The organism is Kitasatospora sp. NPDC024654 (assembly GCF_055559155.1).
This window is the reverse complement of the sequence record NZ_JBVHLF010000045.1, coordinates 1-25,725: the sequence shown is the minus strand read 5'-3', so window position 1 is coordinate 25,725 and position 25,725 is coordinate 1. Positions and strand designations below refer to the sequence as shown.

General features: G+C 71.8%; 18 protein-coding genes, 2 pseudogenes and 2 riboswitches. Of the genes and pseudogenes, 10 read left to right on the top strand and 10 right to left on the bottom strand.

The annotated features are described in order from the left end of the window. Positions 1 to 160 precede the first annotated feature (160 nt). A complete protein-coding gene (locus ACZ38L_RS24495) occupies positions 161 to 4,090 on the bottom strand; it encodes a Pls/PosA family non-ribosomal peptide synthetase (RefSeq protein ID WP_465697089.1) in 3,930 nt (1,309 codons plus the stop codon). Between the two features lie 1,078 nt (positions 4,091 to 5,168). After that, on the bottom strand, positions 5,169 to 5,960 hold the full coding sequence (locus ACZ38L_RS24490; protein ID WP_465697087.1) for a G1 family glutamic endopeptidase: 792 nt from the start codon (positions 5,958 to 5,960) through the stop codon (positions 5,169 to 5,171). Between the two features lie 515 nt (positions 5,961 to 6,475). Further along, positions 6,476 to 6,593, top strand: a riboswitch (cobalamin riboswitch). 85 nt (positions 6,594 to 6,678) lie between these two features. Between ACZ38L_RS24490 and ACZ38L_RS24485 the strand changes: the two genes are divergently transcribed. From ACZ38L_RS24485 to cobF, 6 genes are all read left to right on the top strand, one after another. After that, complete coding sequence (locus tag ACZ38L_RS24485) at positions 6,679 to 7,827, top strand: FecCD family ABC transporter permease (RefSeq protein WP_465697085.1); 1,149 nt, start codon at positions 6,679 to 6,681, stop codon at positions 7,825 to 7,827. Next, positions 7,824 to 8,654: an ABC transporter ATP-binding protein gene (locus ACZ38L_RS24480; RefSeq protein WP_465697083.1), complete on the top strand. Its 831-nt coding sequence runs from the start codon at positions 7,824 to 7,826 to the stop codon at positions 8,652 to 8,654. Before ACZ38L_RS24485 ends, ACZ38L_RS24480 begins: the two co-directional genes overlap by 4 nt. A 206-nt stretch (positions 8,655 to 8,860) precedes the next feature. Then, positions 8,861 to 9,769 carry an ABC transporter substrate-binding protein gene (locus ACZ38L_RS24475; protein ID WP_465697082.1) on the top strand — a complete coding sequence of 303 codons (909 nt, stop codon included), beginning with the start codon at positions 8,861 to 8,863 and terminating at the stop codon, positions 9,767 to 9,769. Then, entirely contained in the window at positions 9,766 to 10,206 is a 441-nt protein-coding gene (locus ACZ38L_RS24470; protein WP_465697080.1) for a (2Fe-2S) ferredoxin domain-containing protein, read from the top strand. The genes ACZ38L_RS24475 and ACZ38L_RS24470 overlap by 4 nt, the downstream gene beginning before the upstream one ends. A 259-nt stretch (positions 10,207 to 10,465) precedes the next feature. Beyond that, positions 10,466 to 10,604: riboswitch (adenosylcobalamin (AdoCbl) riboswitch) on the top strand. Between the two features lie 63 nt (positions 10,605 to 10,667). Next, on the top strand, positions 10,668 to 11,792 hold the full coding sequence (gene nicT, locus ACZ38L_RS24465; RefSeq protein WP_465697078.1) for a Nickel transporter NicT: 1,125 nt from the start codon (positions 10,668 to 10,670) through the stop codon (positions 11,790 to 11,792). 118 nt (positions 11,793 to 11,910) lie between these two features. Further along, entirely contained in the window at positions 11,911 to 12,675 is a 765-nt protein-coding gene (cobF, locus tag ACZ38L_RS24460) for a precorrin-6A synthase (deacetylating) (RefSeq protein ID WP_465697076.1), read from the top strand. 158 nt (positions 12,676 to 12,833) lie between these two features. Here cobF and ACZ38L_RS24455 read toward each other — a convergent pair whose 3' ends face one another. Next, on the bottom strand, positions 12,834 to 12,980 hold the full coding sequence (locus tag ACZ38L_RS24455) for a hypothetical protein (RefSeq protein WP_465697074.1): 147 nt from the start codon (positions 12,978 to 12,980) through the stop codon (positions 12,834 to 12,836). 252 nt (positions 12,981 to 13,232) lie between these two features. Between ACZ38L_RS24455 and ACZ38L_RS24450 the strand changes: the two genes are divergently transcribed. Both ACZ38L_RS24450 and ACZ38L_RS24445 read left to right on the top strand, forming a co-directional pair. Continuing rightward, positions 13,233 to 13,952, top strand: coding sequence for a G1 family glutamic endopeptidase (locus ACZ38L_RS24450; protein WP_465697072.1), 720 nt, complete (start codon positions 13,233 to 13,235; stop codon positions 13,950 to 13,952). A gap of 1,226 nt (positions 13,953 to 15,178) precedes the next feature. Beyond that, entirely contained in the window at positions 15,179 to 16,099 is a 921-nt protein-coding gene (locus ACZ38L_RS24445; protein ID WP_465697070.1) for a hypothetical protein, read from the top strand. Between the two features lie 473 nt (positions 16,100 to 16,572). Here the strand turns inward: ACZ38L_RS24445 and ACZ38L_RS24440 are convergent. From ACZ38L_RS24440 to ACZ38L_RS24415, 6 genes and pseudogenes are all read right to left on the bottom strand, one after another. Continuing rightward, positions 16,573 to 17,323: pseudogene (locus ACZ38L_RS24440) on the bottom strand (SDR family oxidoreductase). 364 nt (positions 17,324 to 17,687) lie between these two features. Further along, positions 17,688 to 18,058, bottom strand: a pseudogene (locus ACZ38L_RS24435) (VOC family protein). Between the two features lie 249 nt (positions 18,059 to 18,307). Further along, positions 18,308 to 20,308: a D-alanyl-D-alanine carboxypeptidase family protein gene (locus ACZ38L_RS24430; protein ID WP_465697068.1), complete on the bottom strand. Its 2,001-nt coding sequence runs from the start codon at positions 20,306 to 20,308 to the stop codon at positions 18,308 to 18,310. Positions 20,309 to 20,562: 254 nt separating this feature from the next. Continuing rightward, positions 20,563 to 21,342 (bottom strand): hypothetical protein, encoded by a 780-nt coding sequence (locus ACZ38L_RS24425; protein ID WP_465697066.1) that lies wholly within the window; start codon positions 21,340 to 21,342, stop codon positions 20,563 to 20,565. Between the two features lie 63 nt (positions 21,343 to 21,405). Beyond that, the gene (locus ACZ38L_RS24420) at positions 21,406 to 21,894 is read right to left on the bottom strand and encodes a SigE family RNA polymerase sigma factor (protein WP_465697064.1); all 489 of its coding nucleotides are present in this window, start codon (positions 21,892 to 21,894) and stop codon (positions 21,406 to 21,408) included. Between the two features lie 280 nt (positions 21,895 to 22,174). Next, the gene (locus ACZ38L_RS24415; RefSeq protein ID WP_465697062.1) at positions 22,175 to 22,942 is read right to left on the bottom strand and encodes a GbsR/MarR family transcriptional regulator; all 768 of its coding nucleotides are present in this window, start codon (positions 22,940 to 22,942) and stop codon (positions 22,175 to 22,177) included. A gap of 257 nt (positions 22,943 to 23,199) precedes the next feature. On the opposite strand from ACZ38L_RS24415, the gene ACZ38L_RS24410 reads away from it, so the two are divergent. Beyond that, complete coding sequence (locus ACZ38L_RS24410) at positions 23,200 to 23,862, top strand: DUF4097 family beta strand repeat-containing protein (protein ID WP_465697060.1); 663 nt, start codon at positions 23,200 to 23,202, stop codon at positions 23,860 to 23,862. Between the two features lie 215 nt (positions 23,863 to 24,077). Beyond that, positions 24,078 to 25,319: a serine hydrolase domain-containing protein gene (locus tag ACZ38L_RS24405; RefSeq protein ID WP_465697058.1), complete on the top strand. Its 1,242-nt coding sequence runs from the start codon at positions 24,078 to 24,080 to the stop codon at positions 25,317 to 25,319. 313 nt (positions 25,320 to 25,632) lie between these two features. On the opposite strand, the gene ACZ38L_RS24400 is transcribed toward ACZ38L_RS24405, so the two are convergent. Further along, the coding region (locus ACZ38L_RS24400; RefSeq protein ID WP_465697164.1) for a Fe-Mn family superoxide dismutase at positions 25,633 to 25,725 on the bottom strand (93 nt) is incomplete at its 5' end.

Genomic DNA, 25,725 nt, shown 5'->3' with positions numbered 1-25,725 from the left:
CACGGCACCAGCCGACCCCGCGCCTCGACGCGGGGTCCGGCGAGCCACCGCGGCACGGCTCCGTGAGCTGTCTGCCGTCACATGACCGGAGCCGGCCCGCCGCCGGCCCGGCCGGTCGGCATCTCCGGCCGGGCCGGGCGACGTCCCGGGAGTCGCGCCCTCAGCGCGAGCGCGACGTCGCCGGTGCGTCGGTCCCGTGCTGCCAGCGCGTCACGGGGTTGCCCAGCCAGCGGGTCCCGCTCGGGATCGACTCCCCGCGCATCACCAGCGAGGAGGGGCCGACGACCGCGCCCTCGCCCAGGGTCGTGCCCAGCAGCACGATGGAGTGCGGTCCCACGGTCGCGCCGCGGCCCAGCTCGATGGCGTCCATCCGCATGAGCCGGTCGTGGAACAGGTGGGTCTGCACCACCACTCCGCGATTGACCGAGGCGCCCTCGCCCAGGCGGACCAGGTCGGTCTCCGGCAGCCAGTGGGTCTCGCACCACACGCCCCGGCCGATCCTGGCGCCCAGGCTGCGCAGCCAGACGTTGAGGAAGGGCGTTCCGACCAGCGACTGCCCCAGCCAGGGCATGGCCAGTTCCTCGACGAAGGTGTCGAAGAGCTCGTTGCGCCACACGAAGGAACTCCACAGCGGCTGTTGCCCCTGCCGGAAACGCCGCAGGAGCAGCCACTTGGCCACCGTCGTCAGCAGGCAGGCCACCAGTCCGCAGGCGAGCAGCAGGGCACCGGCCGTCAGCGCGCAGGTGCCGAGCCCGTCCCGGTCGAGCACCGCCTGGAGTCCGGCCACGGCCAGGTCGCCGATCAGCACCGACAGGAGGACCGGCAGGACTCGGCAGAGCTCCACGGCCGCGCGCGCCCGGACCAGCCGGCGTGGTGGGTCGTAGGTGCGGGCCAGATCGCCGTTCTCCGCGACGCGCTGGACGGGGACGCCGGGACGGCCCAGCCAGGACGACCCGGGGGCCTCCTGCGGTGGGGCGTCGGAGAGCACGCCCACCAGTGAGTCGTCGGCCAGGCCCCGGCCGGGGCCGACGATGCCCGAGTTGCCGACGAAGGATCGCTTCCCGACGGCTGAGGTACCCAGCCGCAGCCAGCCGCCGCGCACCTCGAAGGGCGCCAGGAGCGTGTCGTCGGCGAGGAAGGCGTGGTCGTCGACCCGGATCAGCCCGGGGAGGGCCAGCACGGTGGACGCCTCGACCCGCCGCCCGATCTTCGCGCCGAGCAGGCGCAGCCACACCGGGGTGAACAGGCTGGCGTAGAGCGGGAAAAGGGCGGCTCGGGCGGTGCCCATCAGCCGGTGGACCACCCAGACGCACCAGGCCACCCGGCCGTGCGCCGGATGCAGTCCCGGCCTGACGGCTCGGGAGAGCAGTCGCACGAGACCGGCGAGCAGCAGCGCGTAGCCGGCCAGGGTGACCAGTGCCAGCGGCGCCGAGAGGGCCAGGACCTGCTCGATGGCGGCGGTGTAGGAGCGGTCGTGGTCCAGCAGTGCGAGCAGTGTGAGCAACGCGGGGACCGCGGCCAGGAGCGGGATCCCCTGCAGCAGTGGCAGGGAGAGCGCGAAGGCCAGGTCCCACCGGCGGGAGCGCCGGTGGCTCGGGGCGGGCCAGACGTCGGGCTGGGGCGTGTCGTCCGGTCGGGCGGGGGTGCCGTGCCAGCGCTGGTGGGCGGGGACGCGGCCCATCACACAGCTTCCGGGGGCTATCTCGGCGTCGACGCCGATCTCCGTCCCGGGCATCAGCATGCTGCGGGTGCCGACCCGGGCCCCGGGGCCGATCCGGATGCTGCCCAGGTGCAGCACGTCGCCGTCCAGCCACCAGCCGGCGGCGTCCACCTCGGGCTCTAGCGAGCAGCCGTCGCCGAACACGGCCATGCCGGTGACCGGCGGCATGGTGTGCAGTTCCACGTCCTCGCCGACCCGGCACCCCAGCAGGCGGGCGTAGCGGCGCGCCAACGGGGTGCCGATCACCGAGGCGATGTTGAAGGACGCGACGAGCTGCTCCGCGGTCCACAGCCGCAGGTGCGCGAAGCCGCCGCGTGGGTAGGAGCCCGGGCGCAGCCCGGCCGTGAGCAGGCGCGCGCCCAGCGCGCCGATGACGGCACGGCTGAGGGCGCTGGAGAGCACCAGCCACCCTCCGGCGATCAGCCACCAGGAGGTGTGCGGTGCCCAGGGCAGTGGCCCGAGCAGGTCGTCCACGGCCGCGAGGCCGAGCACCCAGCGCAGGCCGGTGACGAGGTAGAGGACGGCGAGGACGAGGGCCTGGTAGACGCCGACGCGTCGCGGAGTCGGGCGGACGTCGCGGTGCTCCTCGGTGTGGTCCGTGCCGAGGTCCAGGTGCGCGGCGAGGTCCAGCAGCCGGGGATGGTGGTAGAGGTCGGCGACGGAGACCTCGGGGTGACGTTCGCGCAGCGCCGAGACGAGGCGGGCGGCGGTGAGGCTGCTGCCGCCGAGGGCGAAGAAGTCACTGTCCGGGCCGACGGGGACGCCCAGCAGGTCCTGCCACTGACCGGCGAGCCAGCCGGCGGTTCCCCCCAGGTTCGCCGCTCCGCCCGCGGGCGCGTCGAGGCCGGGCAGCGGCCAGGGCAGCGCCTTGCGGTCGACCTTGCCCGAGGTGCGGGTGGGCAGGTCGGGGACGACGGCGAGGACCGGCACCAGGGCCGGGGGCAGGCGCTCCAGCAGCAGGGTCCGCGCGGCGGCCTGGTCGAACGGACTGTCCGCACGGTCCAGCACCAGGTAACCCACGAGCACCTGGCCGCCCGCCACGGTGTCCTTCACCGCCGCGGCCGCTCCACGGACGCCGGGCAGGGCCTGGAGGGCGGCATCCACCTCGCCGAGTTCGATCCGCCGTCCGCCGAGCTTGATCTGCTCGTCGGCGCGGCCGACGAAGACCAGGCCCTCGGGATCCGCCCGGACCAGGTCACCGCTGCGGTACACCCGGCGGCCGGGCAGGGCGGGGTGTGGCTGGAACTTCTCGGCGTCCTTGACCGGGTCGAGGTAGCGGGCCACGCCCACGCCGCCGATCAGCAGTTCGCCGGTCTCGCCCCAGGCGACCGGTTTGCCCTCGTCGGTGACGACGGCCAGCTCCCAACCGTCCAGCGGCGTGCCGATGCGTACGGGCTGCCCGGCGCGCATGAGCGAGGCGCAGGCGACCACCGTGGTCTCGGTGGGGCCGTAGGTGTTCCAGAACTCGCGCCCGGGGACGTCCAGGCGCTCGACGAGTTCGGCGGGGCAGGCCTCACCGCCGACGATCAGCAGCCGGACCCGCTCCAGGGCCTCGACCGGCCACAGCGCGACCAGCGTGGGGACGGTGGAGACGACGGTGATGCCGCGCTCCACCAGCCAGGGCCCCAGGTCGGTGCCGGCCTTGACCAGCGAGCGGGGCGCGGGCACCAGGCAGGCGCCGTGTCGCCAGGCCAGCCACATCTCCTCACAGGAGGCGTCGAAGGCCACCGAAAGCCCGGCCAGCACCCGGTCTCCGGGCCTGAGCGGGGCGTCCGGCAGGAAGAGCCGGGCCTCGGCGTCGACGAAGGCCGCCGCCGAGCGGTGGCTGACCGCGACGCCCTTGGGGCGTCCGGTGGTCCCGGAGGTGAAGATGATCCAGGCGTCGTCCGCGACGGTGGGGGGCCCGGGCCGGCCGCCGGCCGAGCCGGGTCCGCCGACGATGGAGCACCCCTCGCCGATGATGGCGCAGACCCCGGCGTCCTCCCAGATCATCGAGGCGCGCTCGTCCGGGTCGTCGACGTCGACCGGCACGTACGCGGCACCGGCACACAGGATGCCGAGGATCGCGACATAGAGGTCCGCCGTACCGGAGGGCACCCGGACTCCCACCCGGTCGCCCGGACCGATCCCGTGGTCGGCCAGCCTCGCGGCCACCCCGCCGGCCGCGGCACGCAGGCTCCGGTAGTCCAGGGCCGTCCCGCCGGCCTCCAGCGCGGGAGCCTGCGGGCAGTGCCGGGTGGTGGCGTCCAGGATGTCGAGCAGGGTTCGGGCCGGGGCGGCCTCTTCCACCGGCCAGATCGCGCCGGCCGACCAGCCGGGCGGATCATGCCAGACCGGCGGTGTGTTCGTGGGATCGTGCTGAATTGCCATGTACAAGTTCCATTTGATTGTCCGGTACCTGCGACGCTCAGGCGGTACCTGCGTACCACCGAGGCTGACGGGCATCATTCGGAAGCTAGCAAGAACAGATGAGTCGAGCCTGGGAATGCGGCTCCGCCGTTCACCAGAAATTCCCTGTCCGAGCGCTGACCAGGACTCATGCCCACCCGGGAGCAGGGTTCGGTGTGCGGGGAGAGCAACAGCCCGGCGCGCCGTCCGACTTCGCCGAGAATTGCCGCCGGACGGGGAGGGCGTGCGTGGTGGGGCTGCGGAGCGCGCCGGCGGCGCGGGCAGCCGTCATCCGTCCCGGCCGCATCGTGGGCCGGCTGAACCGGCCTGACAGCAAGGAGTCTTGAGGGCCGATCAGACAGCGGCTGGCGCTTCTGGGAACGCCGCCCCCGGGCCTTGCGGAGGTCGCCACGCCCGCCCCGCCGCGCCGCACGGCCCGGACCGCACGAGGTGATCGGCCGCATTCGAGCAAGAACCGACACAGCTCCCCCACGAAAATACCGCCCCCGCTGCACTTCGGACTCCCCCGGCGCTTCTGCGAATCGACCTGTGGTCGCCGCGACGATAGGAGCCCTTCTTGTGGAAAGCTTGTGAGTCCGGCCAGTTTCACCTGAATGAATGTGCGACGGCTTCGAGGAGTACGCGACAGGAGCTGACCCAGGCCGGTTCAAAGCCCCTGTGAAGCACTGATGTCGGTCAGGACGGCCGGAGAAGACCGGGTGGCGATGTGAAGAGCCGATGGGAGAATCCGCGAGGGACGACGGCGATGCCGGTGTGCCCGGCCGCACGGAGGAGGCCGGCCCGCACAGGTCCGTCGAGGACCGTCCTCGCAGCGGTCACCCCACCGTGCGACGGGCCGGTCGAGCCGTCCGGTTTCGGCTCGCTCTCCACGGCCGGCACGAGCCGTGGGCCGTCGAAGGGCGGCGGGACACGCAGGCACCGGAGCGAGCAGCGGCCCGGCACCCCGATGACGGGGTGCCGGGCCGCTGCTCGCCAGACTACGGCTGGTGACCCCGGCCGCGCGTGCGCGGCCGTGACGGCCGGGTGTCACGGCCGGGTGTTACAGGCTGTTCCAGGTGACGGAGAACGATCCACCGGACACTCCGGAGATGGTCGCCTCCGGCGTGCCCGAGTCGGAGACCATGTTGATGCCGACCGGGTTGCTGGAGGCCAGCGAGGAGCCGTTGACCGTCGAGTTGCTGAAGTTGACGGTACCGAAGTCGTCGAGCGGCAGGACGCTGCCGTCCCAGGGCGCCTCGGCGATCACCTCGGCGGAGGACCGCGCCAGGCCGCTCTCCTTCTTGGTGGTGGTCTTGGTCCAGCCCTCGGTGCGGTCACTGAGGGTCAGCTTGTACGAGTTGGACGCGTAGCTGACCGTCTCGGTGATCACGTCACCGGGCTGGACGACGTTGTCGTAGGTGACCGGGTCCGCCGGGTACATCTCGTACCAGGCGGAGTACTCGGCCTGGCCGCCGGAGCAGTCGGCCTCGGTGCCGGTCTGCTCGACCGACTGCGAGCTGTAGCCGTCCAGGCCCACCCAGAAGCTGGAGTAGCCGTCACCCTGGGAGCAGTCGACGGCGGGCTGCACGAAGGTCGTCGACACGTTGGTGTAGGTCGAGCCGGTGGCCGCGTAGCCGGACCAGTTGTCGCTGGTGGTCGTGGTGTGCGACGGACCGCCGTGGCTGATGAAGAACGGCGTGGAGCCACCGGCCTGGCCGGAGAGGTGGTGCATCGGGGCCTGCACGAGCGGCGCGGCGGCCGCCGCCGGCGTGGCGGAGACTGCGGCCATGGGGGCGAAGCCGAGCGCGGCCGCGATCGCGACGGCGGATATGGAGCGGCGGGACGGGGACATCAGCGTCTCCTCTGGGCCTACCGTTGTGGGGGTGTGGGGGCATGACCGAGCGACAATCCCGGTCTGGCTGGCCGGAGTTGATGCGCGAAGTCATGGCCGATCAGTAGCTACCTGATCGGGAAGGTAGGGTCACCGGCGCGCTTCGACAAGAGGTTCGACACGTACACGGCAACGAAAGCCGAGTGACGCATCACACACCGAACGGAGGATTAGCCCGGCGTCGGCCGCATCACGGCGAACCGCACCGAGCCACACCTCGACAGATGAAATGACGGACGGCCACATTCCGTCTCCTCCAGGGGCGCTCCGGACGCCGGACCTCATGAGCGCGATCGGCGCGGACGAGCCCGCTTGGCAGGTGCGAAGCCCGGCTCAGGACCACGAGCCCTCGTCGCTCTCACGACAGCACCGCGCCGGGACCTGTCCGACGGTGACGACGGTCACGCCGGAATCGGCGCCTGGCCGGCTGTGCAGGATTGATGGTGACGGTTCGCTGTACCTACACTGGCACCGTCACGACCTCGGGTCGTGACGGTGTAGTCGCAGCGAAGCCGGTGTGATTCCGGCGCTGTCCCGCAACGGTGGTCCCCCTCGGGGGCAAGCCCGGTCGCCTGCCGCTACGTCGACGGAACGGCCCTCGGAGGAAGGGCGGTTCGGGGAATCCCGCTGTCCTGCCGTCCCCCCGCGTCCTCCCGCACACGTAGAAGGAGGATGTTCGGTGCACCCGGACGATCGCATACCGCCGGCCCGGGTTCCGCTGGGCGTCGCCCCGGCGGATGACGCGCCTGCCGCCGCGACGGGCCGCCCACCCACGCTGCCGGTTGCCTCGACCGGTCGGGGTCGCCGTCTCCCGCTCCCCCGTGTACTGGCCGCGTGCACGGTCCTGCTGGTCACGGTGGTGACCCTGGCGGTGGGCGTCGGGTCGGTGTCGTTGAGCCCGGGAGCGGTGTGGCAGGTGGTCGTTGACCACCTGTCGGGCCGTCCGGCCGCCTCCGTCGCCGACGCCATCGTCTGGCAGATCCGGCTGCCCCGGGTGCTGCTGGCCGCGGTGGTCGGCGCGGCGCTGACGACCGCTGGCACGGTGGTGCAGGTCCAGGTGCGCAACGCCCTGGCCGACCCCTTCCTGCTCGGTGTCTCCTCGGGGGCCAGCGTCGGGGCGACCACGGTGCTGCTGTTCGGTGCCTTCGCCTCGCTCGGCGCGTGGGCGATCTCGTTCGGAAGTGTGCTCGGCTCACTGGCGGCCATGCTGGCCGTGCTGCTCCTGGCGCGGCAGGGGCGGCAGTTGGCCCCCACGCAGCTGATCCTCTGCGGCGTGGTGCTCTCCGCCCTGTTCGAGTCGGTGACCAGCTTCCTGATCTTCCGCGGGAACCCGCAGGCCACCCAGTCCGTACTGTTCTGGCTGATGGGCTCCTTCGGCCTGGCCACCTGGTCACAGCTCTCCGTCCCGACCGTTGCCCTGGCCGCCGCGATGATCTTCCTGCTGGCCCGGTCCCGGTCCCTCAACGCCCTGGCCATGGGCGCCGAGGCGGCTTCCTCACTCGGCGTCGACGTACGGCGGCTGCGGCGGAACCTGTTCCTGGTCACCTCGTTGATGGCGGGGGTGTCGGTGGCGGTCAGCGGGGTGATCGGGTTCGTGGGGCTGGTGGTCCCGCACATCGTCCGGCTCCTGGTGGGATCCGACCATCGGCGCTCGCTCCCCGTGGGAGTGCTGTTCGGAGCCTCGTTCACGGTCCTGGGCGACCTGCTGGCCCGCACCGTCGTCGCTCCCCAGGAGATGCCCATCGGCGTCATCACCGCCTTCATCGGCGCACCGGTGCTGATCGTGCTGATCCGGCGCCACCCCTACCCGTACGGAGCCGACCAGTGAGCCTGGAACTGGTCGGGCTGTGTGTGGACGTCGCGGGCCGGCGCGTCGTCACCGACGTGGACCTCACCGTTCCCGACGGGCACCTGGTCGGCCTGCTCGGCCCCAACGGCAGCGGGAAGTCGACCCTGCTCAAGACGCTCTACCGGGTCAACCGGCCCGCGGCGGGAAGGGCACTGCTCGACGGCACGGACCTGCTGGCGCTGCCGCCCAGGCAGGCCGCCCGGCGCGTCGCCGTGATCGCCCAGGAGACCAGCGTCGAATTCGACCTCACCGTCCTGGAGATGGTGATGATCGGCCGCACGCCCCACAAGCGTGCCTTCGACCGCGACGACCGGGCCGACCTGACAGCGGTGGAACACGCCATCGAGCGGGTCGGCTGCGCGCACCTGGCCGGCCGCAGCTTCAACACCCTGTCCGGCGGCGAGAAGCAGCGGGTCCTGATCGCCCGTGCCATCGCCCAGAACGCGGACCACCTGATCCTGGACGAGCCGACCAACCATCTCGACATCCGCTACCAGGTGGAGGTTTTGGAGCTGGTCGCCGGACTCGGCGTCACGGTCCTGGCCGCGCTGCACGACCTGAGCCTGGCCGCGCTGTTCTGCGACAGCGTCCACCTCCTGGCCCGGGGACGGGTCATCGCCGGCGGCCCGCCCGCGCAGGTGATCACCACGGACCTGGTGCGGCTCGCCTACGGCGCGGACGTCCTGATCGTCGAACACCCCGAGACCGGGACCCCACACCTCATCCCGCGCCGCTCCCACCGGCCGGTCCGCATCCCCTCGGCCATCGAGCCCCCGCTCAACTCCAAGCCCGGGCAAACCCCCTGACCGAAAGGCACGCCATGGTCCAGCCCCGTGCTCCCCGACCCCGTCGCTCCCTCGTCCGAACGCACCTCCTGCGAGCGGGCGCTCTCGCCGCGACGGCCGTGGTGCTCAGCGCTGTCCTCACCGGCTGCGGCGGTCCCGCCACCACGGGGGACGCCGCGCGATCCACAACACCCGCCGCCCCGGGTGACGGTGGGTACCCCGTCACGGTGACCAACTGCGGCACCCGGATCACCTTCACCAAGGCACCCACCCGTGCCGTGTCCAACGACATCAACACCACCGAGGACATGCTCGCCCTGGGCCTCGAGTCGCACATGGTCGGCGACTTCGGCGTCAACGGCGACGGCCCGGACGGCAAGCCCGTTCCGCAGCAGTACCAGGCGGCCTTCCGCACGGTCCCCAGCATCTCCCCGTCCTACTTCACCCTGGAACCGCTGGTCGGCCTCCACCCGGACTTCCTGTTCGCCGGCTGGAACTACGGCCTGCACACCGGGACCGACCTCACCCCCGACGGCCTGGCCAAATTCGGCATCAAGACCCTCGTCCTCACCGAGTCCTGCGCCCACGTCCAGAGCGCAACCAGCTCCGTGAGCATCGACGACACCTACCGCGACCTCACCAACCTCGGCCAGATCTTCGGCGCGCAGACCAGAGCCCGGCAGCTGGTCGACTCCATGAAGGCCGAGGTGACCGTGGCGCAGGCCAAGACGACCGGACTGGCCCCGGTCCGGGTCTTCGACTACGACAGCGGCCAGTCCGCACCCTTCACCGCGGGCGGGCTCGCCATGCCCGACGCCCTGATCCGACTGGGTGGCGGCACCAACGTCTTCGCCGGCCTCGGGCAGAGCTGGACCTCGGTCTCCTGGGAGCAGGTCGCGGCCGCCGACCCGCAGTGCATCGTCATCAACGACTACGGCACCCCCACCGCCGAGCAGAAGCAGCAGTTCCTGGAGAGCAGCCCGATCACCCGGAACCTGACCGCGGTCAGGAACCACTGCTTCCTGACCCTGAGCTACGACCAGGTCACCCCCGGCCCCCGCAACGCGGAGGCCGTCACCGCCATCGCCCGCTGGCTCCACCCGGACGCCTTCGGCCTGCCCACCGACGGCGCATGAGCACCAGCACCCCGGACCCCCGCACCCCGCCGACCGTGGACATCGTGCTGTGCCGGGGGTGCTGCTGCGGAAACGCCGCCAAGCGCCCCGACGTCGACCACGAAGCCCAACTGGCCGCACTCACCGCGACAGCCGACAGCCTCGCCCACGTCAGACTGCGCACCACGGACTGCCTGGGACCGTGCGAGCAGGCCAACGTCGTCGTGGTCCGCAGCCACGCGCGGCAACCCGACGGCCGGCGGAGCCGGCCCCTGTGGCTCGGCGGGCTGACCTCCGCGGACGACACCGCCGCCCTGTGCGAGTGGCTCCGACAGCCCGCCGCCGAGGCGGACCCGGCCACGCCACAAGCGCTCCCCCCACGGTTCCAGGCGCTACGGATCCCGGCCCGCGGTCCCGACATCGCGGCTCGCGGCTTGTCGCGTGGGGGTGGCGAGTGACGTCGGACGGTGCCTCGGCTGAGGGGCGGCGGAGTCTCCGCGCCCGCTGCCGTGCCTGGCCCCCAGCAGGCTGCCAAAGCCCTTACGCGGGAGCGGTGCTGACACCTCGCCACCGCAGTGCCCGTGACGATCGGTGCCACCTCCGGCACCGGCGGGGGTCCCGCCCGGTGACGGCCCCACTCGTAGAGTTTGTCCGGCTCTTGACCTGCGCGACCTTGAAGATGAACGACCCGCCTCACTAGGCTGGCCAGGTTGCAGCCGCCTGCTGTGACAGCGTGCCAGCAGCGAAGTCCGGTGTGAATCCGGCACTGTCCCGCAACGGTGATGCCCCTCACGGGGACAAGCCCGGTCGCCTGCCGTCGCGCTACGGATTCCCGCCTCGACGGAAGGACGGACCGCCCGGCCCCCGTGGGCCGACTCGGGTGCCGCCCTGCCCGACGAGCATCCCGAGGAGGATGCCCATGAACACCCCGGCAACCCGGTTCAGATCGATCCGCGACGCGCTCCACCCCTCCGAGTGGGGACGTCTGGGCATGATGGCCCTGGTCATCCTCGCCCTCAACGGCTTCGGCTGGGGAATCTTCGTCCTCACCGTGCTGCCCCACCACTTCCACTACGACGGCCTCGGCGTCGGCATCGGCGTCGCCTTCACCGCGTGGACCCTGGGCGCGCGCCACGCCTTCGACGCCGACCACATCTCCGCCATCGACAACGTCACCCGCAAGCTGATGGCCGACAAGAAACGACCGCTCGGCACCGGCTTCTTCTTCGCCATCGGCCACTCCACCATCATCTGTGTGGTCGGCATCGGCATCACCATCGCGGCCAAGGCCGTCTTCGGCGCGATGGTCGACCCCAACTCGACCTACGAGACCGTCGGCGGCGTGATCGGCACGGTCACCTCCGCCAGCTTCCTCTACCTCATCGCGCTGCTCAACCTCATCGTGCTGGCCGGCATCGCCAAGGTCTTCCGCTCGATGCGCCAGGGCACCTTCGACGAGGAGGAGCTCGAACGGCAGCTCCAGGCCCGCGGGTTGATGTGGCGCTTCTTCGGCCGCTTCATGCGCTCGATCAACCACACCTGGCAGATGTTCTTCGTCGGCCTGATCTTCGGCATCGGCTTCGACACCGCCACCGAGGTCGTGCTGCTCGCCGCCACCGCCTACGCCGCCACCGCCGGCCTGCCCTTCTACGCCGTCCTCGCGCTGCCCCTGCTCTTCGCCGGCGGCATGACGCTCTTCGACACCCTGGACGGCTGCTTCATGAACTTCGCCTACGGCTGGGCCTTCGCCAACCCGGTCCGCAAGGTGTACTACAACCTCGTCATCACCGGCCTGTCCATCGCCGCCGCCTTCCTGATCGGCACCATCGAGCTGCTCGGCGTCCTCACCTCCGAGCTCCACCTCAGCGGCCCGTTCTGGGACTTCATGGCGAACTTCGACATCAACAAGGCCGGCTTCGCCATCGCCGGACTCTTCGCCCTGACCTGGGTCGTCGCCCTGCTCTACTGGCGCTTCGGCAAGGTCGAGGCCCGCTGGACCACCCCGGCCGCCGCCTCGGCCGTGGAGGCCAGGGAACCGGCGTAGCAGGACGTCCGTACGGGCCCGGCACGGGTTCCACCGGCACACCGGACCGCCGGCCCGCCCGGCCACGGACCACGGGCCGGCCGAGCCCCGGCGGGTGGGACCAGGCAGAATCCAGGTCATGCAGCACATCCTCATCATCGGCATCGGTGCGGGCGACCCCGACCACCTGACCCTGCAGGCGGTCAAGGCCATCGCCCGCACCGACGTCTTCTTCGTCCTCGACAAGAACGAGCAGCGCCAGGACCTCATCCGGCTGCGCCGGCAACTGCTCGACGAACACGCCCGGCCCGGCCACCAGGTGGTCGAGACCCCGGACGCCGAACGGGACCGCAGCGCGCCGGCCTACGCGGCCGCGGTGGACGACTGGCGCCACCGTCGCGCCGACCTGGTCGACCGGCTGATCGCCGAACACCTGGGTCCCGACCAGACGGGCGCGTTCCTGGTGTGGGGCGACCCGAGCCTGTACGACAGCGTGATCGCGGTGGTGGAGGAGGTCCTGGCCCGCAGGGACGCCCCGGACCTCTTCGAGTACGAGGTGATCCCGGGGATCAGCAGCATCTCGGTCCTGGCCGCCCGGCACCGCACCACCCTCACCCGGGTCGGCCGCCCGTTCCAGGTCACCACCGGCCGACGGCTCGCCGAGGGCTTCCCGGAGGGCGTGGACGACGTGGTGGTCATGCTGGACGGGCAGGCCGCCTTCGCCGAGATCGACCCCGCCGGACTCGACATCCACTACGGCGCCTATCTCGGCACGCCCGACGAGGTGTTGCTCTCCGGTCCGCTCGCCGAGACCGCGCCGCGCGTCCTCGAGGCGCGCAAGGCGGCCCGCGACCGCAAGGGCTGGCTGATGGACACCTACCTGCTGCGCCGCTCGGAGCGCTGACGCACCTCGGCCCGCCGTCCGGACCGGGCGGCGGGCCCCATCCGGCCTCGAACTTCACCACTTCGGCCGGATCCCCGGAACCATGGTGTCCCGGTGTGCTCGCCGGATCGTTCCCGGGGTGCCCGCCGCCGCGAGCCCTGCCCGGACAGTCGTCCCGATCACGGGCCTGGACCCGGGAGCGTCGCGACCCGCTGTTCCAGGCCGAGCTGGCCCTCGAGGGTGTCGTCGACGTACTCGATGGCCTGACGGACCGCCTTGAGTTGGGGGCGCGCCTGGCCGAGTGGTGCCCGTGGGTGACCGCTCACCTGACGCCTCCGCACGTCTACGGAGATCACGAACGGAACCGCGACCAGCGCCGGAGTCAAGCGGTCAGCGCGGATTCGAGAAGCACCACCAAGTCTTCCAGCTGTCGCGGAAATTTCGTCAACGTCCTATGCCGTCAAGGCCATTGACCGTCTCATGACAGTCGGCGATCCTGTACTGCCACCCCGCACAGCCACCCCCACGGCTTGGGCTGGCGTATGAGCTTCCTGATCGTCCCCCACATAGGAGCCAGCATGCGCGGATTCCTGATACGCGTCGCCACCCTCGCGGCAGCAGCAACCACCCTCGCCGCCCCCGCCGCGCCGACCACCGCGGCGGCCGCACAGGGACTGTCGTTCCGCCCCCTGCACTACAACACCAACGGCTACAACTGGGGCGGCTACGCCGCCACGGGCAGCGGCTTCACCTCGGTCTCGGCGACCTGGACCGAGGCGAACGCGACCTGCGACTCCACCAACGACCTCTACGCCCCCTGGGTCGGCATCGACGGGTACGGCACGTCCACCGTGGAGCAGACCGGGGTGGCGACCGACTGCTCCAGCGGCAGCCCCGTGGACCAGGCCTGGTACGAGATGTACCCGGCGAACCCGGTCTACCTGAGCCTCGGCTCGTACCCGGTATCAGCCGGCGACGCCGTCAGCGCCTCGGTGACCTACGCCGGGAGCAGCAAGTACACCCTGAAACTGACCGACTCCTCGCGAGGCTGGACCTACAGCACCACCAAGTCCCTCTCCGCGCAACGGGCCAGCGGCGAAGTCATCATCGAGTCGCCGACCGGGTCCTACCCCAACTTCGGCACCCTGAAGTTCAGCTCGGCCACCGTCAACGGCACGTCCCTCGGGTCCTTCAACCCGGTCGCGCTCGACCCCAGCTCGAACGGCACCTACGAGGCCCGCACCAGCGCACTCGGCTCCAGCGGCACCAGCTTCACCGAAACGTTCCTGCACGAGTAACCGCACCGGCGCTGGGGCCCGCACCCGCCCCAGCGCACGGAACTCCCGCGGGCCGGGATCCACGCCGCGGGCCTGGCCTGCTCCAGGACGACTGGCAGAAGCGGCATTCGGGTGATCGGCCCGCCCGTCCACGACGTGCTGTGTCCTGAGTGCCGTGGACGGCGCACACGGTGAGAGCGCTGCTACGGGGCCGGTCCCGCTGGCCGGTCCGGTCGCACAGCTGATCGCTGGATGATCTTCCGGCTCCGTACCGGACCCCTCCCGGGCGGTCGAACGTCCGGATCTCGGTCCGGGGTGGTCAAGGTCGTGGACCGCGACGTGGAATGTGGACGGGGTTGACGCCCGCGCCGCGGGCGGGGTGCCGGGCTCGGGGTGTCTGCGCGCACGGGGTGGCCGGCTGCGCGCAGCCGGCTCCCGGCCTTCCTGGCGGAGGTGGGCGGTAGCGATGGCGGCCGCCGGGGCGGTGCACTGAATCTCGACTTCGGAGTTCCAACGCACGGGCTCCCCCGCCGCGACGGTCGGCCAGAGCCACTGGCCGATCGTGGTGCACTCACTCGACGGGTGGCCTGCGGCGTTCGCCCCGCTGTACACGGCGGTCGTCACGTTGTTGAGCGCGACGGCCTGGGAGCAGAAGGCCCAACCGGTGGCGTAGAAGTCCTGCGTGGACCCGGGAGCGGCCTGCTGGGGGGAGTGACCGCCTGCGCGGACGCCGGGGTGAGTCCGGCCAGGAGGAGCGCGCCGGCAGCGAGCGTTGTACCAAGGACACGGTTGATCATCAGCATGGGTGGATCCCTTCCAGATGACGGTCCGCGCGGCAGGTGCACTGGCAGCCGAGGTGCCGGTTTGTCGTCAGCGGCTACCCGCCGAGCGGCTCTTTGGCGTGATCCAACTCCACTTTGGCGCACGCCCGTTGCAGCCGGCGTCGACAGGACCACATCGGCCGGGACGTCCGCCGGCACGGCTGTCGTGACGGGCGGGAGGGCTTTTGGGCACAACCTGCGGCGCGGGCCACCGTGTCCCGCTCCGAGTGGCGAACGGCGCAGGCGCGGCCGCCTCGGCCCGAGCCCAACTCACCGGAGCGGCAGCGTTCTTGACCTGGCGCGCCGAACGCGGCCGGACCGTCGACGACCGCACCCAGGCCGATCTGGACGCCTGGTATGCCGAGAACGCCATCAGGCGCCGTCGCGTCCAACCGTTCCTGCGCTGGTCCATGGACCACCCACGCGATGCCCCGCCTGAAAGTGCCCACGGTCCGCACCGAGAACCCGGCCCCGATCAGCCAGCACCGGCGCATCGCCCTGATCCGCAAGGTCGTGATCAGCGACGAGCTACCGCCCGTGGAGCAGGTCGCCGCCGCTCTGATCCTGCTCTATGCCCAGCCCGTCCGGCGACTGGTCCGGCTCACCATCCACGACGTACAGCACGAAGCTGATCAGGTCGCACTCCGGCTCGGTGATCCACCCACCTCAGTCCCCGAGCCCTTCGCCGGCATGCTCCTCAACTACATCCACACCGCACGGCCGAACCGGCCGCACGGCACCGCTCCGGCCAGTGACTGGCCTTCCCCGGGCGCCGAGCCGGGCAGCCGATGGACCCCGCGGGCCTCGGCAGGCGGCTCGCCGTCGTGGGCATCCCCCCTCTCCACGGCTGGACCGCGACCCTGCAACAGCTCGTCCTTCAAGCCCCGCCCTCGATTGTCGCCGGGATGCTCGGCTACCACTCCGTCCACACCGAGGCCGTTGCCGGTAAGCGCCCTGACGGCGGGGCTGATTGTGCTGGGGGCCGTGGCACTGCCGGTGGCGGCGGCCGTCCCGGCCAACGCTGCGACGTCGGGGACCTTCGTGTACGTCGCCAACTTCACCACGAACAACGTGTCGGTGATCAACGCGGCGACCAACACCGTCACCGCCACCATCCCCGTCGGAACCCGCCCCTTCGGGATGGCCACAGCCAGGGTCCCGGTCGTGGCCACGGCCAGCTGCCCGACCGGCCACGCGATCACCGGCGGCGGATACCAGCAGAGCGGCGGCGCCGTCCCACCCACCGAGGTCACCAGCCGACCCGTCGGCAACACCTGGCAAATCCTCGCCGACAACCAGAGCACCAACTCCACCAACGTCACCTCCTACGCCGTCCGCGGACCCTGACACGCGTGCCTCCACAACCGGCGCCGCCGTGGCGGCTGCGGGGACACGGCCGGTGGGTCGGACTCGTTCATCTGGGTATGGAGCCGCCGGACATTGGTGACACATGGAGCTCCAACTACGACGGAGTCCTGCCATCCCCCCTTCGCTGCAACAGCAGCAGGACCGCCAGGCCCAGCGCCGCCTCGCGGTCCTGCGACACGCCGAGGAAGTCACCGGGCACGTCTCGCTGACCTGCCGGTACTACGGGATCAGCCGGAACTGCTTAAAGCCGCCAGCTACATCACCGGCGACAACCTCATCGTCTCTGGAGGCATCGGTGTTCACAGCCGCCCCCGACGAGCGGTTCCGCACTCGGTTCGGGTCGGGAGCATCCGTGACGCCACTCATGGGTCTCGGCCTGGCGCGCGAGTTCGCCCGGCAGGTCGAGGTCGCCGTCGGCGCGCGGGGCACGCACCGGTGTGCCCCGCGCGGATTCAGGAAGCGTGCCCGCCATCCACTGCGAACTCCGCGCCCGTCACGTACGCCGTATCCCCGCCTGCCAGGTACGCCACCACGGAAGCCACCTCCTCGGCCGTCCCGAAGCGGCCCAGAGCGGTCAACGCCACCTGGCCGGACGCGGCGGGGCCGTCCGCGGGATTCATGTCGGTGTCGATCGGGCCCGGGTGGACGATGTTCGCCGTGATCCCACGCGGGCCCAGCTCCCGGGCGAGGGCGCGCGTCAGACCGACCAGGGCCGACTTGCTCATCGTGTACAGGGTGGCGCCGGGGCCGGGCACGCGCTGGGTCACGCAACTGCCGACGGTGATGATCCGGCCGCCACGCCCCATGCGTGCGGCGGCCGCTTGGGCGGTCACGAACACCCCGCGCACGTTCACGGCGAGGACTCGGTCGACGTCGGCCAGGGACACGCTCTCCAAGGGCGCGATCAGCCCGACGGCCGCGTTGTTCACCAGGACGTCCAGGCCCCCGAGCGCCTCCGCCGCACGGCGCACCGCGTCCGCCGCCTCCTGCGCGTCCGCGCAGTCCGCGCGCAGGGCCACGGCCCGGCGCCCCAGCGCCGTAGCGGCCCGTACGACGTCCTGCGCCGCCTCCTCGCCGCGCACGTAGGTTGACGGCCACGTCCGCTCCTTCCCGGGCCAGTCGCAGTGCCGTCGCCGCACCGATGCCACGGCTGCCGCCGGTGACCAGAGCCGTCCTGCCGTTCAGAGTTGCTTGTGAAGTCATGGGCCCATCCCACCGGTCGGGCGCGAGAAGTACCGGCGGTGAACGGACATCGAGCTCGGCTGTGCGGAGTCCCTCCGTCCGGGGAGCCTGTGAACGTGCCGGGCCGCAGCCGGTCGGCGAAGGTCATTTCGTACTTCGGCCCGGCCCCGGTCCCCCGGCGACGACGGCCGCCCCACCGGTCGCGACGCCCGGACTCACACCGCGCCTCCCGGCGCGCGGCGCGCTCCGCGGCGACCTCACCCAGGCGCTCCTTCGACAGACCACAGGAAGCGTCATGGGGGCATGGCCGCGCGGGCCTGACCAAGGTTCACACCCCGACGACACAGTGGTCCACCCGCAGGTCACCGCCTGCGTGAGGATACGGTCAGGCGGGCTGCCACAGCTCGATCCGGTTCCCCTCGGGATCGGTGACCCAACCGAATCGACCGACACCCTCCATGTCCTGGATTTCCTCGGACACGTCCGCTCCCTCGGCACGAAGCTGCGCGAGCATCGCATCCAGGTCGCGGACCCGGAAGTTGAGCATGGTCTGCTGGGAGCGGGATCCGAAGTAGTCGGTCCCGGACTCGAGTCGGTCCCGGACTCGAAAGTCGCGAACACCGTCGGCCCGGCTGCCTGACGCCACAAGCCGTGCTCATCGGCGTCCAGACCCAGGCAGTCGCGGTACCAGGCGTTCAGGGCCTCCGGGTCGGCGGCCCGCATGAAGTACCCACCGACTCCAAGCACACGCTCCATGCCGCCATCCTGCCAGGACGACAATCGCACGGGCAGGCACCACACCACCGCGTGCTCCGCCCGTCTCGATCGCGGGGCAGTGGGCATGGACACCCGCGGACGCCGCGCGGGGGTCGGTTCGGGTGCCGGGCGTAGCCGGACCCGGGCCAGGGCGCGACGGGCTCGGCCGCCGGTTCCCAAGCGACCCGGGCCGGCGACCGGCCGTCGGTCACGGCCGCCCGTCCGCCGGCCCGGTGGCGGGAGACGCCCTTACCCGAACCGGAGCAGCTTGTCGCTGACGCCCGGTGCGCCCATGTCGTTCTCCAGGGCGACCGGGATGCGCGGACTGCCGGGCCAGGATCCGAGACCGAGCGTCCCCACCGTGGTGCCCGACTTCGCGCTGTGCGGGACACCCGTGGCGCCCGTGGAGAGCACCAGCGGCGCCGTCGTCCCGGGCCAGCCGACCACGGTCAGGTCCGCGGCCGCGACCACCGGGGACCTTCCTCCGAGCCCGTCCTCGACATAGCCCATGACCTCGCCCTTCCTGATGACGGTGGTCGAGGTCAGGGCCTTCTGCACCTGCGTCATCAGCTGCTGGCTGACCGCCAGCGCCTTGTTGAGGCTGTTGTCGAGCGTGGTGCCGCTCTGCTGACCCATCACGACGCCCAGGATCAGCTGCTCCTTGCCACCGACGGTCTGCCGGGCGGCCCACATCAGGTTGCCGCCCGCCGCCGAGCTCGACCCCGTCTTGATCCCGATGACGCCCGGGTTGACCAGGTCGTTGTTGTTGTTGAAGATCCGGTCCGGGATGCCGTCGATCGTCGTGTCGGGCATCGCGACCACCGAACGGAACGTGGCGTCCTCCATCGCGGCCCTCGCGAGCTTCAGCTGGTCCGGTGCGGTGCTGACGGTGCCGGCGTCCAGGCCGCTGGGGTCGGTGTACGTCGTGGCGTCCATGCCCAGTTGGCGGGCGGCGGCGTTCATCTTCGCCACGAACGCGTCATCGGTCCCGGCGTCCCACCGGCCGAGCAGTCGTGCGATGTTGTTGCCCGAGGGGATCAGGAGCAGTTCCAGCATCTGACGCTCGGTGAACCGCTGGCCCTCGGTGACCGGGGCCGTCGACTCGTCCGGGGCGTGGGACTCCTGCTCCGCCTGCGCGTCGACGCCGATCCCCGGGCCGCTCCCGTCCCCCGTGAGCGGGTGATCGTGGAGCACCACGTAGGCGGTCATCACCTTGGCCATGCTGGCCGTCGGCACCGGCCTCTGCTCACCATGGGTTCCCAGACTGCCCAGGCCCTCGACCTCCACGGCCGCCTCGCCCTCGCTCGGCCACGCGAGGGCCGGCGGGGCGCCGGCGAACGTGTACGACGACGCGCCGGTCAGGGCCAGCACGGGGGTGGGCAACGGGCGCAGCACCTGCACGGCGCAGCAGACCACCGTCAGCAGCACGAGCAGCGGAGTCCAGATCCTCACCCGGCGCAGGACGGTGCGCCAGAGTGTCGGCGGCGGTGCGGGCGTGTTCGTCAGCGCGGCGAGAGCCCTCATCGGCTCGTCCGACGGAACCGGCTGTTCCCTGGTCCGCTCCCGCTCGGCGGGCTCCAGGGCTCGCACGGCCGTGTCGGACGTGGCCGGCCGGCCGGCGGCGGAGGCCTCCGCGGGCAGCTCGGCCTTCGCCGGGCTCCCGGCCCGGGCCGGGGCCGGCGCGTCGTTGCCCTCGGCCTTCACCGCGGGTTCGGCGGGCGGGGCGCCATCGGCGGCGTCGGACTCACCGGCGGCTGCGTCCGGCGCCTCGGCGGTGTCAGAACCGCCGGATACGTCCGGTTCGTCGGGCAGGTCCACCGCGGCCCGCCCGGTCGGTTCCGCGGCCCCCGCCACGCGGACGGTCGTGGCCCGGTCCGGCGCGGTCGCGGGCTCGGTGGCGTCACCCGGCCGAGTGGCACCGGGCTCGCCGTCCTCCTGGTCACGCCCCCGGGAGGTGTCGTCCGGCTCGTCGAGCGGCGCGCCGGGGGCGCCGTCCTCGACGGACGGGCCGTCACCGTCCGCCGCGGAGCTGCCGGGCTCCGGGCCGACCTCGGCGGCCCCGGCCGCCGCCGGTCCGGGAGCGCCGTCCGGCGTGGGATCGACCCGTGACGGCTCGGCGTCCGCGACGGTGGCCGCAGTCCCGGCTCCCGGCACCGCCTCGCGGCACACCGCACCCCGCGGGTCGGCTGTCCTCCCGGTGGCCTCCCCCAACAACTCCCGCCCCACCCCGCCCGGGGTTTCGCCCGCCACTCGTACCTCCCGTTTCCATGTGACCGGGCGCGCCGAACGGCACCCCGTCATCTCATCCTCGGATCGGCGGCCAAGGCCGCCCCGTTCCTTGCTGTCGCACCCCTCGGCGGGAACTCCGCCGCGGCTGGGACCCGCGGCCGCGCGTGCCGCACCTGCCGGTGGTGGAGGTGCGCGGACCGCTTCGGGGTCCATACCGACGCGCGGGCGGCACGTGATCGGACGCGCGTGCCGACCAGACCGGTTCCGCGCGCCGGTCACAGGCCCGCGGCCACCTGCTGCCAGAGCGGATCGAGGGCGAGGTCGGACAGCTGCGTCCCGCTGAGCAGCGGCCCGTTGGGGTAGGGGGTCGCCCTGCCGGAGTCCGGGCCCGGGATGTTGCCCGCGCTGACCATCACCGTGGTTCCGTCGGGCCGGTTCAGGGTGGCACTCCACAACTGTTGCCCGCCGGCCGCCCGGGGTGGCAGTTGGACCGTCAACTCGCCACCGTCGGGCTGCACGGTGGCGACGCAGCCCGGGATGGCGGGCTTGCCGCAGTAGTCCGAACTCGCCGTCGGGATCGCTCGCGGTGCCGCGTGGCTGATGGTGATCTCGACGCCGCCGGTGCCGTTACCGTCCGTGGCGGTGTAGGCGGCCACCGGGCCCGAGGTCTGGTCCAGCGTGAAGGGGCTGCTGAGCCGCAGGTCGGCGGGCAGCTTCGACTTGAACAGAGCCAACAACCGGGCAGCGCTGACCGGCGCCGAAGGGGTGGCACCGGCCGTGCCCGGCGGGCTGGCCGGGACCGATGTGACGGGCGCCGGGTGCGGGGCCGCACCGACCTCGGCGGCGGCCGGTGCGGCCCCCGAGCGCAGCTGAAGGGTCAGCGCGCCCACGCAGGCCAGCGCGGCCACGGTCCCGGCGGCGCCGACCATCGCACGCCGTTGCCTGCGGCGCCGGCCGCGCCGGACGGCACCGGCCACCAGTAGGTCCAGTGGGGCGGGGGGTACGGCCTCGGCGGCCTCCCGCAGGGCATGACTGAAGTCGTCCTCGAAGGACATAGCAGAAGCCTGCTTTCGAATCCGGTGGGAAGAGACGAGAGGTGACGGGGCGGCGGCGCGCGCTCAGCGCGGTTCGGCCGCCACGCGCTCGGTGAGACTGTCGCCGAGCAGGGCGCGCATCCGGTTCAGCGCCCGGTGACTGCGTGAACGGACGGCGGTGGCGCTCAGGCGCAGCGCGGTCGCGGTCTCCTCGACGCTGCGGTCCTCCCAGAACCGCAGCACCAGGACCGCGCGGTCCTGCGGGGAGACCTCCTGCAGCGCGCGCAGCAGGGTCACGCGCAGCGCGGGGTCGGTGTCGGTGACGGCTATCTCGGGGAACTCGAAGGTCACCCGCTCGCCGCTGCTGCGCCGGCGGCGCAGCGACAGGAAGGTGTTGACCAGCACGGCCTGCGCGTAGCCGGCCGGGTTATCCAGCCGGGAGATCCGCCGCCAACGGACGAACATCCGGCTCAGCGCCTCCTGCACCAGGTCCTCGGCGAGGTGTCGGTCACCGCCGGTGAGCAGGTACGCCGTCCTGTGCAGCTGCCCGCCACAGGCCGTGGCGAACTCCATGAAGTCAAGCGGCTCTGGCGGCGCCTGAGCGGTCGTCGGTGAGTGATCCATGCCTGGCTAACGCCGTGAGTCGGCGACGACGTTGCAGGGGCCGGCGAATCCCGCCACTGGCGAGCCCGCCCATGGCGTCGAGGTGGTCGGCTCGCACGGCACTGGACCAACGATCACGCACTCCGCCCGGCGGCAGCCACGCCCTCGCCCGGCGGTGGCGCACCGGCCCCGGCGCCGGGCGAGGCCACGCACGACCCGGTCGAGCAAGCCCACCTTCGCGAGGTCAGGCTCACCGAGCGGTCTGTTCGCGATGTGAACGCGGCGTGGCGGTGCTGTCGGGAGTCGTCTCGGTTCTGGCGTGGAGGACTTCGCGCCCCTGCTCCGCGGCGCGGATGAGCCCTTCGCTGACGAAGTCGAGGAAGCGGGCGGCGTTCTCGAGGCGGGTGGCGGCCGGAGTGCCGCGGCCGAGGATGCCGATGCCCTGCCGTGCGGTCTCGATGAACTGGTCGTTGGCGCGGGCGCTGCGGAGCATCGCCTGGTACCAGAGGTCGTCGTCGACGACGTAGCGCTCGCGGCGGCGTTCGTCGCGTTCCCGACGGACGAGGTCCAGGCCCTCGAGGAACGTGATCGCTTTGGAGATGGATGCCGGGCTGACCCGGAGGCGCTCGGCGAGTTCGGAGGCGGTGAGGCTGCCGGTGTCGGTGGTGTAGAGGCAGCCCAGCACCCGGGCCATCATCTTGGGCAGACCCGAGGTCATGAAGACGGTGGTGAGGGTCTCCTGGTACTCGCCCACGGCTTCGGCGTCGCGTCCGTAGGGCTGCGGGAGCACCTGCGACCCCTGGGCCGTGGCCTGCGTGCGCCGGTGGGTGCGCTGTTGGGCGGCGCGGTGGGCCAGGTCGGCGCGGTAGCCGGTGGGGCCGCCGTTCCGCATCACCTCACGCGTGACCGTGGAGGTCGGACGCTCCAGACGGCGGGCGATCTCGGCGTAGGCCAGGCCGTCGGCCAGCCCCACCGCGATCTGCTGGCGCTCCTGCTGGGTGAGCCTGCCTCCCGGCATCACGACCCCTTTCCTGCCCCACGGATGCTCCATGGCGCCACTCGGCTCGACGCCTCCACCATAGCATTCATCTTCAACTTATTGCAACGATCGACCGTGCCATCGTTGCATTAAGCGGGAAGGTGTTGCAACGATTATTCCGCCTCTACCTGCATAGATGCCCATCATACGCAAGGATCTCGTTGCGTTTCTTTGGAAAGCAACGTAGCGTTTCCAGTATTCGGAAACAACGATCCGCAAGCACGAGGAGAAGCACGATGCAGAAGTTCGACACCCCCGCCCCGATCTCCGCCGTCCTGGACATCCCCGCGGGACGCGTCCAGTTCATCGCCGCGGACCGGGCCGACACCACGGTCGAGGTCCTGCCCGCGAACGCTTCGAAGGGCCGCGACGTGAAGGCGGCGGAGCAGACCACGGTCGCGTACGCCGACGGAGTCCTGCGCATCGAGAACTCGGCGAAGAACCAGTACCTCGGCACCTCCGGATGCATCGAGGTGACGGTCCAGCTGCCCGCCGGTTCCCGCGTCGAGGCCAGGGCGGCCAGCGCCGAACTCCGGACCGTCGGCCGCCTCGGCGACGTCGCGTTCGAAGGCGCGTACCGCCAGATCAAGCTGGACGAGGCCGCGAGCGTCCGTCTCACCGCGGTCGAGGGCGACGTCGAGGTCGGCCGGCTGGGCGGGGCCGCGGAGATCAGCACCGCAAGGGGCGACATCCGTATCGCCGAGGCCATGGGCGGCACGGTCGTGCTCAGCACCCAGTCAGGCGACATCACCATCGGCGCCGCCCGCGGAGTCTCCGCCTCCCTGGACGCCGGCACCACCTACGGCCGCATCAGCAACGCCCCCAAGAACGACGGCACCGCCGATCTCGACATCCGCGCCACCACCTCCCGCGGCGACATCACCGCCCGCAGCCTCTGACCCGCCCCGTCCGAAGGAGCACCCCTCAACACCAACCCGGCGATCGGGGCGAACGCGAACTCGCGAATGCCATCGACGCCGCGCCGGGGAGGCGTCCCGCACGGCGAACGCGGCACGGCCACCGCCCTGGATGCGCGAGCCACCGCCGGGGACCCGCACGGCGACAGCCTCACCTCACCTCACCGCGTCACCCATCCCACAAGGAGCACACGGTCATGTCCCTCAACCTCACCGGCCAGCCCAGCGGCTTCTCCGACACAGGGCTGCGCAGACTCCATGACGTGCTGGCACGGCATGTGGAGTCGGGAAGGATCCCCGGACTCGTCGCCCTGGTCAGCCGGGGCGGTCAGACGCACGTCGAAGCGCTCGGGACGATGCGCCATGACGGTGGCGCGCCGATGCGCCGGGACACGATCTTCCGGATGGCCTCGACGTCCAAGCCGGTCACGATGGCGGCGGCGATGGTCCTGCTCGACCAGTGCAGGCTGCGGCTCGACGACCCGGTGGAGCCGTGGCTGCCCGAACTCGCCGACCGCCGGGTACTCAAGCGGATAGACGGCCCGCTCGACGACACCGTGCCGGCTCGGCGGCCGATCACCGTACGGGACCTGCTGACCTCCACCTTCGGGCTCGGCATGGATCTGACGATGCTGGGCGCCCCCATCATGGACGCGGTCTTCGAGCGGGGCATATTCAGCCAGAGCGCGACAGCGCCGGCCGCGCCCGACGAGTGGATGCGTCGCCTGGGCACGCTCCCGCTGACGCACCAGCCCGGAGAGCGTTGGCAGTACCAGATCAGCAACGACGTGCTCGGTGTGCTCGCCGCCCGGGTCGCCGGGCAGTCGTTCGAGTCGCTCCTGCGCGAACGGGTGTTCGGTCCACTGGGCATGAAGGACACCGGTTTCCACGTGCCCGCGGGCAAGATCGACCGGCTGCCGCCCTGCTACACACCGAACCCGCGGACGGGGGAGTTCACCGTGTGGGACGAGGCGGTGGGCGGGCAGTACAGCGCGCCTCCGGCGTTCCAGTCAGGCGGCGGCGGTCTCGTCTCCACCGTCGACGACTACCACGCCTACTTCCGGATGCTGCTGAACCACGGCAGGCACGACGGCGCACGCATCCTGTCCCGGCCGGCCGTGGAGCTGATGACCACCAACTGCCTCACCCCCGAGCAACAGGCCGCCCGCAGCGACCTGGCCCGCAACAACGTCCACATCTCCTTCGGCCAGGGACAGCAAGGCGGCTGGGGCTACGGCATGGCGGTACGCACCTACCGCGGCGACTACGCCCCCATCGGCCAGTTCGGCTGGGACGGCGGCACCGGCACCACCGCCTACGCCGACCCGCACAACGGGCTCGTCGGCATCCTGCTCACCCAGGTCGGGTTGTCCCTCCCCGCCCCGGCACAGCTCATCCACGACTTCTGGACCGCGCTGTACCAGGCGATCGACGACTGACACCGAGCCCGCGCCCCGTGCGCCCACCCTTGACCCACGAGATCCGACAGCCAGGCCCCTGACGCCGAGCCATCGACATGCCCACAAGGCTTGGCCGTGGCCCCGTCCGTCAGAGCCGGGTCGCCCGAGGGGCGGATCCCCTCGGGCGACCGAGGAGCAACCGCCATGGAGGCTGCCGTCCGTCAGTTCCTCCGACCACTGGTCCTGGAGCCGGCCGGCGCCCCCGTGCGACATCACCGACAGCACCCGGCGCGGTGCCGTGCACGGCCGCCCGGTGCGGCGCCCTGCCTCGGGCGCCGCACCGGGCGGTCGGTCAGGCGTTCTTGGCTGCCGCGAAGCGGGTGGCGACGTCCTGCCAGTTGACGACGTCCCACAGGCGGGTGACGTAGTCGGGGCGGACGTTCTT